Source organism: Sphingomonas xanthus, from assembly GCF_007998985.1.
Taxonomy (GTDB): Bacteria; Pseudomonadota; Alphaproteobacteria; order Sphingomonadales; family Sphingomonadaceae; genus Sphingomicrobium; species Sphingomicrobium xanthum.
The window spans coordinates 681,241-690,174 of sequence record NZ_CP041659.1; the positions used below are offsets into that span (position 1 = coordinate 681,241).

The window sequence follows — 8,934 nt, forward strand, 5'->3', positions numbered from 1 at the left end:
TATAGGTACGATTGTTACCAGCGGTAGTGCGAGAAGGCGCGGTTCGCTTCCGCCATGCGGTGCGTGTCTTCGCGCTTCTTCACGGCATTGCCGCGGTTCTGCGATGCGTCCATCAGCTCACCCGACAGGCGGCCGGCCATGGTCTTCTCGCTGCGCGCACGGGCAGCGGCGATTAGCCAGCGAATGGCCAGCGCCTGGGCACGGACATCGCGGACTTCGACCGGCACCTGATAGGTCGCACCGCCGACACGGCGGCTACGGACTTCAATGCCCGGCTTCACATTGTTCAGCGCGTCGTGAAAGACCGACAGCGGGTCCTTCTTGAGACGGGCTTCGACATTGTCGAGGGCGGTGTAGACGATGCTTTCCGCAACCGACTTCTTACCGTCCAGCATGATGTTGTTCATGAACTTCGACAGGACGATATCGCCGAACTTGGGGTCCGGCAGGATGACGCGCTTTTCGGGGCGACGACGACGAGACATGGGAATTTCCTTTCAGAGCGGCGCGCCTGCAACTGGCGGCGCGGCCGACGATCCAGCTTATTTCGGGCGCTTGGCGCCGTACTTCGAACGGGACTGCCTACGGTCCTTCACGCCCTGCGTGTCGAGGACGCCGCGAAGCACGTGATAACGCACGCCCGGAAGGTCGCGCACACGGCCGCCGCGGATCAGCACCACCGAGTGCTCCTGCAGGTTGTGGCCCTCACCCGGAATATAGGAAATGACTTCGCGCTGGTTGGTCAGGCGGACCTTGGCAACCTTGCGCAGCGCCGAGTTCGGCTTCTTCGGGGTAGTAGTATAGACACGGGTGCAGACGCCGCGCTTTTGCGGATTCTGCTCCATCGCAGGGACCTTGGACTTGGTCTTCTGCGGTTCGCGACCCTTGCGGATCAGCTGGTTGATCGTCGGCATGAAGCCTTCACCTTCCAAATGGTTACTTTGCGCAACGCAAAAGCGTGAAGCCCGAGCAGCAGCGGGGCCGCCTGGCCTTCACGTCGTTGAGCAATGTTCAGCTCTTGCCCTGGATCGCCACGAAGAATCGCGGGCGAACCGGACGAGCGGGCCATTAGGAGGCTTTGGCCTCGCGGTCAACGGCAAGACCCGGGATCCTCGACGCAAAGTGGCTCGCCGCGGACGGGGCCTGATATTAAGATGGCGGGACCCGCCAGCGCGAACCGATCGAGGAGATATGCCATGACCAGCCTTATCGCCCTTGTTTCATTCAGCCTCCTGGCCGGCGCGCCGTCCGCGGCCGGCTCGGGCAACGGCGCCGCTCCCGCCGGGACTGCGGCCACGCGCTATTGCATGAAAGCGGAGCCCGCCACTGGAAGCCGGGTCGAGGCCGTGCGTTGCTGGACCCGGGCGGAATGGGCGAAACAGGGCGTCGATGTCGACAATGACTGGCCGCGCGAAGGTGTCAGGGTGATCGGCTAGCGGACGATCACTTCGCCCCGCGCCATCACGAAATCGACCTGCTTGAGCAGCCGCACGTCGCTCAGCGGGTCGCCGCCTACGGCGATGATGTCCGCTGACTTGCCCGGCTCGATCGTGCCAATCTCCCTGGCCAGGCCAAGCAGTTCGGCGGCGTTGACGGTCGCCGCCTTGATTGCCTCGGCGGGCGGCATGCCGTTCTTGACCATCAATTCGAACTCGTCGGCGTTGCGCCCATGTTTCGACACGCCGGCATCGGTCCCGAAGGCAATCTTGACGCCGGCCGGATAGGCTTTTTGCAGCGACTGGCCAGTAACCCCGATCCGCCAATCGATTTGCTGCTTGACCGCCCCGGCATAGGCATTGGGATCCTTGGCGAGGCGCTCAAGATAGCCGTTCACGGTCGACAGCGTCGGGACGTAGAAAGTGCCGCGCTGCTTCATCAGGCGGATGATTTCGTCGTCCATGACCGTGCCATGCTCGATCGAATCCGCGCCCGACCGGACCGCCAGCTTGATCCCGTCGGCGCCATGGGCGTGGACCGCGACTTTGCGGCCATAGGCATGGGCGGTATCGACCAGCGCCTTGGCTTCGTCGTCATACATGCGGGTGGCGAGCCCGGTGCCGCTGTTGACCCCGCCGGTGGTCGCGAACTTGATGACGTCGGCGCCGCGGTCAATCTGGCGGCGGACGACCCGGCGGCAGCTTTCGACGCTGTCGCACAGATGTTCGGGATCGGGCAGATGGGCGACCAGTTCGTCGTTAAGCGACCCGCGACCGTCCATATGGCCGCCGGTGGTCGAGATGGAGTTGGCGGCATCGACGATCCGTGGCCCCTGCACCCAGCCGCGCGCGATCGCATCGCGCAGCGCCAGCGTGATCCCGCCATCGTCACCGAGGTTGCGGACCGTGGTGAAGCCCGCGCGAAGCGTCTTCATCCCGTTCCACTGCGCCTCTAGCGCGTTCATTGCCGGCTCCTGGCGCATGACCCGGACCAGCCGCGCCTCGCCGCCGGAATCGGTCCCAAGATGCACATGACTATCGATGAGGCCGGGGAGCACCGTCTTCGCGGTTAGGTCGACCAGCGTCGATCCGGGCGCGGCAGGCGTGAGGCCGTCGGCTATCGATAGTATGCGGCCATTGTCGACGATGATCGTCGACGGGCCGCGCGCCGGCTGGCCGGGGATTGCGATCAGCCGCCCGGCATGGATGGTGACCGGTGCCGCGGAAGCGGGGGTGGTGCCGGCTAGCGCCAGCACGGCGAGGCAGGATTGGACCTTGGAACTCATCGACACTCCCCACTCATTAGGCCCGGCCTTAGATGTGCACCACGCGCCCATAGGCCGCCAGAACGCTTTCATGCATCATCTCGCTCAGCGTCGGATGCGGATAGACGGTGTTGATGAAATCCTGCTCCACCAGTTCCGCCTGCTTGCCGAGCGTATAGCCGTGGATCAACTCGGTGACTTCGGCGCCGATCATATGCGCGCCCAGCAGTTCGCCGGTCCTGGCGTCGAACACGGTCTTCACGAAACCGTCGGTTTCGCCCAGCGCGATCGCCTTGCCGTTGCCGATGAACGGGAATTTGCCGACTCTCACCTCATGACCGACTTCCTTCGCCGCAGCTTCGGTCAGGCCGACCGAGGCGATCTGCGGGTGGCAATAGGTGCAGCCGGGGATGTTGCGCTTGTCCATCGCGTGCGGGTGGACGTCCTTGTTGCCGAGTGCCTGGGCGATGGCCTCGACGGCGATAACACCTTCATGGCTCGCCTTATGGGCAAGCCAGGGGCCGGGCGTGACGTCGCCGATAGCGGAAATACCGGGAACATTGGTGCGGCACAGCCCGTCGATCTGGATGATACCGCGCTCGACCTTCACGCCCAGCTTCTCAAGCCCGATCTCCTCGGTGTTGGGAACGATTCCGATGGCGACGATGGCATGGCTGAAGCGCTGCTCTTCGACCTTGCCGTCCTTGGTCTTAATCTTTGCGGCGACCCCTTTGGCGTCGGCCTTCAACGCCTCGACCCCGGCGCCGGTCAGGATCTTCATCCCCTGCTTTGTCAGCGACTTTTCGAGATGGGCGGATATTTCCGGATCCTCGACCGGGACGATCCGGTCCATCATCTCGACCACCGTCACCTTGGCGCCCATGTCATTGTAAAAGCTTGCGAATTCGATCCCGATCGCGCCGGAACCGATCACCAGCAACTCGCTCGGCATCTCCGGAGGAACCATCGCGTGGCGATAGGTCCAGATCCGTTTCCCGTCGGCCGGTGCGAACGGCAGGTCTCGGGCGCGGGCGCCGGTCGCGACGACGATATGCTTGGCGGCAAGGTCGGTCTTCTTACCGTCCTTGTCGGTCACGGTCAGCTTCCCCGGCGCGGTTAGCACTCCGCTTCCCATATGCACCGCGATCTTGTTCTTCTTCATCAGGCCGGTCACGCCGCGATTGAGCTGGGCGGCGACGCCGCGGCTGCGCTGCACGACCTTGTCGAGGTCGAAGCCGACGCTGGCTGCCGACAGGCCAAAGCTTTCGGCATGTTTCATATGGTGAAGCATCTCGCCCGACCGAAGCAGGGCCTTGGTCGGGATGCAGCCCCAGTTGAGGCAGATGCCGCCCAGATTCTCCCGCTCGACGATCGCGGTCTTGAGGCCCAGCTGGGTAGCGCGGATCGCCGCAACATAGCCACCCGGTCCAGAACCGAGGACGATAAGGTCGTAAGTATCAGCCATGGTCTTCCTCTTTTGCCGCAATTTCTCGCGGCTTGTCGTTCTGGTCGAGCGCAACGAAGGTGAACTCCCCCGTCGCCACTTCGAACTGCTGCGCGCCGTCGCGTTCGCGGGCGATGGCATGGGCCTCGAGCGTCATCGACGTCCGTCCCTGCCGTTTCAAGTCGACAAAAATGCTGAGCTCGTCACCGACTGCCATCGCGCCGGTAAACGTCAGCCTGTCCGCCGCAACCACCACCGCCTTGCCCCCCGAATGGCGCGAGGCGAAGCTGCCGCAGGCCAGGCCCATCTGGCCCATCAGCCAGCCGCCGAAGACCCCGCCATAAGGGTTGGTATCGGCAGGCATGGCGGTGACGCGGATCACCGGGACCCGCTCCATGATCACCTTAGGCCACCAGGCCTAGCGGGTTTTCGCAAAGCTGCTTGAACGCCTGCATCAATTTCGCTCCGTCGGCGCCGTCGATGGCGCGGTGGTCGAAGCTTCCGGTGGCGCTCATCACCGTTGCGATCTGCAGCGAATCATCGATCACATAGGGGCGCTTCTCGCCAGCGCCGATGGCCATGATCATGCCCTGGGGCGGATTGATGACGGCCTCAAAATGCTTGATCCCGAACATGCCCATGTTGGAGAGCGAGGCGGTGCCGCCCTGATATTCATTGGGCTGCAACTTGCCGTCCTTGGCGCGGGCCGCGAGGTCCTTCATCTCGGCCGAGATGGCCGAAACGCTCTTGGTCTCGGCGCCGGCGATGATCGGCGTGATGAGCCCGTTGGGAATGCTCACCGCGACCGAAATGTCGGCGCGGCTATATTTGATCAAAGTGTCGCCGGCGAAACTGACATTGCATTCGGGCACTTCGACGAGGCTTTGCGCCAGAGCCTTGATCAGCAGGTCGTTGACCGACAGCTTGACGCCGCGGCTGGCAAGGCCCGCGTTGAGCTCGCCGCGGAGCTTGAGCAGCGCGTCGAGACGGATATCGACGGTCAGGTAAATATGCGGGATCTGCTGCTTCGATTCCGTCAGGCGGCGCGCGATGGTCTTGCGCATGTTGGAAAGCTTGATCGCCTCATGCGGGATATCGAGCGCTTCGACCGCGGCTGGCGCGGCCGTCGCAGCGGGGGCCGGCTCGGCCGACGGCGCCGATGCCTGACCGCCCGCGGCGGGCCCAAGGTCAGCGCGGACGATCCGCCCGCCCGGTCCGCTACCCTTGAGGCTCGACAGATCGATGCCCTGCGCCTCGGCCAGCCGCCGCGCAAGCGGGGAAGCCTTGATCCGCTCGCCCTCGTTTTTCCTGGCCACGGGCGACGCGGATTCCGCTGGCGCCGCCGGAGTCTCGCCCCCGCCCCTGGCTGGCGGAGTGGCTTCGACCTTGGGTTCTTCGACCTTGGGCGGCGGTGCAGCTACCGCCTTTGGAGCGGAAGCTGGCGCCTCTTCGCCATCCTCCGAGAGGATGGCGATTGGGGTTCCGACCTTTACCCCGTCGCTGCCCTCCGCGACCAGGATCCTGGCAATTACGCCTTCGTCGACCGCTTCGAATTCCATCGTCGCCTTGTCGGTCTCGATCTCGGCCAGGATGTCGCCCGACGAAACCGTGTCGCCTTCCTTGACCAGCCATTTGGCCAGCGTCCCCTCTTCCATGGTCGGGGACAGCGCGGGCATCTTCAGTTCGATGGACATGGACTCTCTCGGGCTCAATCAGACTTCGTCCGGCACAAAGGCCAAAGCGTCCGGCGGGTCAAGGCCCGAGGATTAGGCTTGCCAGCGGCGCCGGCTTCAAGCAGCGTTTCGCCACGCAGGGGACGAATTGGGATGAAGCGCACCTATCTGGTCGTGATCGACGACAGTCCGGAGGCCCGCGTGGCGCTCCGCTTTGCGGCGCGCCGCGCGGCCAAGACCGACGGCGCGGTCGAAGTGCTGGCGGTGGTCGAACCGCAAGATTTCGTCCAGTGGGGCGGTGTCCAGGCGGCGATCGAGGAGGAACAGCGGCTCCGCATCGAAGCCAGCGTCGCCGCCTCGGTCGGGGAAATCATGGATGCGGCGGGAATCGCCCCGCAGATCGTGGTCCGGCAGGGCGACCGGGTATCGACGGTCCGAAGCTATGTCGGGACGCGCGAGGATATCGCCGCGCTGGTCCTTGGCGCCGCTCCATCCGGCAGTCCGGGACCGCTGGTCGCCGATTTCACCGGCCATGACGCAGGCAAGCTTCCCTGCCCGGTGATGATCATTCCCGGCTCGCTCAGCGAGGAGCAGCTCGAAACGCTGAGCTAGATCGCCCGTGTGATGATGTCGGCCAGCCGTAAGACGCCGGCCTCGTCCTCGGCGTCGAACCGGCCATGTTTCGGGCTGTCGATGTCGAGCACGCCAAGCAACTCCCCGTCGCGGACCAGTGGAACGACGATTTCGCTGTTCGACGCGCTGTCGCAGGCGATGTGGCCGGGGAATGCGTGAACATCCTCAACTCGCTGCACCAGCCGCGTCTCGGCGGCCGCGCCGCAGACGCCTTGGCCGAAGGGAATGCGGATGCAGGCGGGCCGGCCCTGGAATGGACCAAGCACCAATTCCCCGCCGACATTGCGGTAAAAGCCGACCCAATTGATGTCCGGCAGGCTTTCCCAAATCAGCGCGGCAGCGTTGGCCATGTTGGCAATGCCGTCCGGCTCGCCCTCGACCAGCCCAGACAGCGCCGAGGCGAGGTCGCCGTAAAGGGTCGGCTTGTCCACGCCATCGATCTTGAAGTCGTACATCAGAAGTCCACTTTCCCACGGCCGCGCTTGACTTCGCTGCGCTGCTTCTTGCTGTCAACGCGCCGTGCCTTGGCGGCCCTGCTCGGCCGCGTCGCCTTGCGCTTGCGCGGGACGACATGGGCCTTGGCGATCAATTCGGCAAGGCGGCGGCGCGCATCCTCGCGGTTCGCTTCCTGCGTGCGATAATTGCGTGCGGTAATGACCAGTTCTCCGCCGCTGGTGATCTTGCTTCCTGCGAGCGCCTTCAACCGTTCATAGGCGGCCGGGCTGAGGCCAAGCTTGAACAGGTCGACCCGCAACTGGCAGGCCGTCGCCACCTTGTTGACGTTCTGGCCGCCAGGACCGGTCGCGGCGAGGAACTTCTCGCTCAGCGCCTCGGGCGGGAGGACAACGTCTTCGGGCTTCACAAAAAGTCGTGCCAGCGGCCGAACCGCTCCGGCACCGGGGCGGTCACGTCGATGTCTTCCTTGGGCGAACGCGGCACGACCAGCCGCCAGGCATGGAGCAGCATCCCGCTGTCGGGCAGCGTCATGCCGGCCAGATCCGCATCGTCGGGCAAGGAATAGACCGGGTCGCCGACGATCGCCGCCCCCAACCCTCGCGCCGCATGCACCCGAATCTGGTGGGTCCTGCCCGTGGTCGGGCGAAATTCGACAAGGCTTTGCCCATCGGCGACGGCTATTCGCTTCCAGCGGGTCATCGCCGGCTTGCCGCTGTCATCCGGCACCATTCGCCAGCCGCCCCGCGCGGTCGACACTTTGGCGACGGGAAGTTCGATGATTCCTTCCAGGTCGGCGACTTGCGCGTCGACCACCGCAAGATAGCTTTTGAACACTTCGCCCCGCTCGAACGCCTGCTGGAACTGTGCGCGAGAACGCGGATTGCGCGCAAACAGCAGGCAACCCGACGTGTCGCGGTCGAGCCGATGCATCGGCACCGGCGCGCGGCGGAAGCCGAGCCTCAGTTCATCGATCCGCGCCTCGACGCTGTCGCCCCCGGCGCGCGGTGTATCGACCGGCAGTCCTTCGGGCTTGTCGATCACGATGGCCTCGCCATCGACGAACAGGATCTGGTCCTCAAGGGTCATGGCCGCGGGATGGCACCGCCGGAGCAGTGATGCAACGCTGCAACGATTCCTGCCATTTACGAAGCTTTACGCACTATTAACCTTTTAAGGTCAGAAGTCGCATGGTTAATGGACGCTTAGACGTCGTTAAGCGCGTGAAACCATTTGGCTGACGCACTTGATCGGCGGCCTGAACGGGGGAAGTTCAATGCGGGTTCTGCTGATCGAAGACGAAGCGACCATCGCCAAGAGCATCGAATTGATGCTCGGGACCGAAGGCTTCAATGTCTATACCACCGATCTTGGCGAAGAAGGCCTCGATCTGGGCAAGCTTTACGATTACGATATCATCCTCCTCGACCTGAACCTGCCCGACATGCACGGCTATGACGTGCTGAAGAAGTTGCGCACCGCCAAGGTGTCGACCCCGGTGCTGATCCTGTCGGGCGTCGGCGAAATGGACTCAAAGGTCCGCGCCCTCGGCTTCGGCGCCGACGATTATGTCACCAAGCCGTTCCACCGCGACGAGCTGGTCGCGCGCATTCATGCGATCGTCCGCCGCTCGAAGGGCCATAGCCAGTCGGTTATCCGCACCGGCAAGTTGGCGGTCAATCTCGACGCCAAGACGGTCGAGGTCGACGGTGCCCGAGTGCACCTGACCGGCAAGGAATATGCGATGCTGGAGCTGCTGTCGCTGCGCAAGGGCACGACGCTGACCAAGGAAATGTTCCTCAACCATCTCTATGGCGGGATGGACGAACCGGAACTCAAGATCATCGACGTCTTCATCTGCAAGCTGCGCAAGAAGCTCAGCCTAGCCTGCGGCGGTGACAATTATATCGAGACCGTCTGGGGCCGCGGCTATGTGCTGCGCGACGCCGAGGGCGACACTGGGACGGCCGAAACGGTCGCTGCCTGAACTTACCCAAGTGGGGGGTAGGAACGGCGGGGCGCTTGGCGTC

The 8,934-nt window shown here is 64.2% G+C and carries 12 protein-coding genes; 3 read left to right on the forward strand and 9 right to left on the reverse strand.

The window, feature by feature from the left end:
• Positions 1-14: 14 nt before the first annotated feature.
• Positions 15-485 (reverse strand): 30S ribosomal protein S7, encoded by a 471-nt coding sequence (rpsG, locus tag FMM02_RS03450; protein ID WP_147493553.1) that lies wholly within the window; start codon positions 483-485, stop codon positions 15-17.
• Between the two features lie 57 nt (positions 486-542).
• The gene (gene rpsL / locus FMM02_RS03455; protein ID WP_147493554.1) at positions 543-914 is read right to left on the reverse strand and encodes a 30S ribosomal protein S12; all 372 of its coding nucleotides are present in this window, start codon (positions 912-914) and stop codon (positions 543-545) included.
• A 282-nt stretch (positions 915-1,196) separates the two neighbouring features.
• Here rpsL and FMM02_RS03460 point away from each other — a divergent pair, with 282 nt between their 5' ends.
• Positions 1,197-1,436 (forward strand): hypothetical protein, encoded by a 240-nt coding sequence (locus FMM02_RS03460; RefSeq protein ID WP_147493555.1) that lies wholly within the window; start codon positions 1,197-1,199, stop codon positions 1,434-1,436.
• Here FMM02_RS03460 and FMM02_RS03465 read toward each other — a convergent pair.
• Genes FMM02_RS03465 through FMM02_RS03480 form a run of 4 tightly spaced genes read right to left on the reverse strand, consistent with a single transcriptional unit; the run spans position 1,433 to position 5,839 of the window.
• On the reverse strand, positions 1,433-2,722 hold the full coding sequence (locus FMM02_RS03465) for a metal-dependent hydrolase family protein (RefSeq protein WP_147493556.1): 1,290 nt from the start codon (positions 2,720-2,722) through the stop codon (positions 1,433-1,435). The two genes, FMM02_RS03460 and FMM02_RS03465, sit on opposite strands and share 4 nt — an antisense overlap.
• Positions 2,723-2,750: 28 nt before the next feature.
• Positions 2,751-4,166: a dihydrolipoyl dehydrogenase gene (gene lpdA, locus FMM02_RS03470; RefSeq protein WP_147493557.1), complete on the reverse strand. Its 1,416-nt coding sequence runs from the start codon at positions 4,164-4,166 to the stop codon at positions 2,751-2,753.
• Positions 4,159-4,542, reverse strand: coding sequence for an acyl-CoA thioesterase (locus FMM02_RS03475; protein WP_246104813.1), 384 nt, complete (start codon positions 4,540-4,542; stop codon positions 4,159-4,161). The genes lpdA and FMM02_RS03475 overlap by 8 nt, the downstream gene beginning before the upstream one ends.
• Positions 4,543-4,549: 7 nt before the next feature.
• On the reverse strand, positions 4,550-5,839 hold the full coding sequence (locus FMM02_RS03480) for a pyruvate dehydrogenase complex dihydrolipoamide acetyltransferase (RefSeq protein ID WP_147493558.1): 1,290 nt from the start codon (positions 5,837-5,839) through the stop codon (positions 4,550-4,552).
• Between the two features lie 132 nt (positions 5,840-5,971).
• On the opposite strand from FMM02_RS03480, the gene FMM02_RS03485 reads away from it, so the two are divergent.
• Positions 5,972-6,430, forward strand: a complete 459-nt coding sequence (locus tag FMM02_RS03485; RefSeq protein WP_147493559.1) for a universal stress protein — start codon at positions 5,972-5,974, stop codon at positions 6,428-6,430.
• Here FMM02_RS03485 and FMM02_RS03490 read toward each other — a convergent pair.
• From FMM02_RS03490 to FMM02_RS03500, 3 genes are read right to left on the reverse strand one after another with little or no spacing between them, the layout of a single operon-like run.
• Positions 6,427-6,906, reverse strand: a complete 480-nt coding sequence (locus FMM02_RS03490; protein ID WP_147493560.1) for a GAF domain-containing protein — start codon at positions 6,904-6,906, stop codon at positions 6,427-6,429. The genes FMM02_RS03485 and FMM02_RS03490 overlap by 4 nt on opposite strands.
• On the reverse strand, positions 6,906-7,313 hold the full coding sequence (arfB, locus tag FMM02_RS03495) for an alternative ribosome rescue aminoacyl-tRNA hydrolase ArfB (protein WP_147493561.1): 408 nt from the start codon (positions 7,311-7,313) through the stop codon (positions 6,906-6,908). Before arfB ends, FMM02_RS03490 begins: the two co-directional genes overlap by 1 nt.
• On the reverse strand, positions 7,310-7,993 hold the full coding sequence (locus FMM02_RS03500) for an RluA family pseudouridine synthase (RefSeq protein ID WP_147493562.1): 684 nt from the start codon (positions 7,991-7,993) through the stop codon (positions 7,310-7,312). The genes arfB and FMM02_RS03500 overlap by 4 nt, the downstream gene beginning before the upstream one ends.
• A gap of 187 nt (positions 7,994-8,180) precedes the next feature.
• On the opposite strand from FMM02_RS03500, the gene ctrA reads away from it, so the two are divergent.
• Positions 8,181-8,891 carry a response regulator transcription factor CtrA gene (gene ctrA / locus FMM02_RS03505; protein WP_147493563.1) on the forward strand — a complete coding sequence of 237 codons (711 nt, stop codon included), beginning with the start codon at positions 8,181-8,183 and terminating at the stop codon, positions 8,889-8,891.
• Positions 8,892-8,934 lie beyond the last annotated feature (43 nt).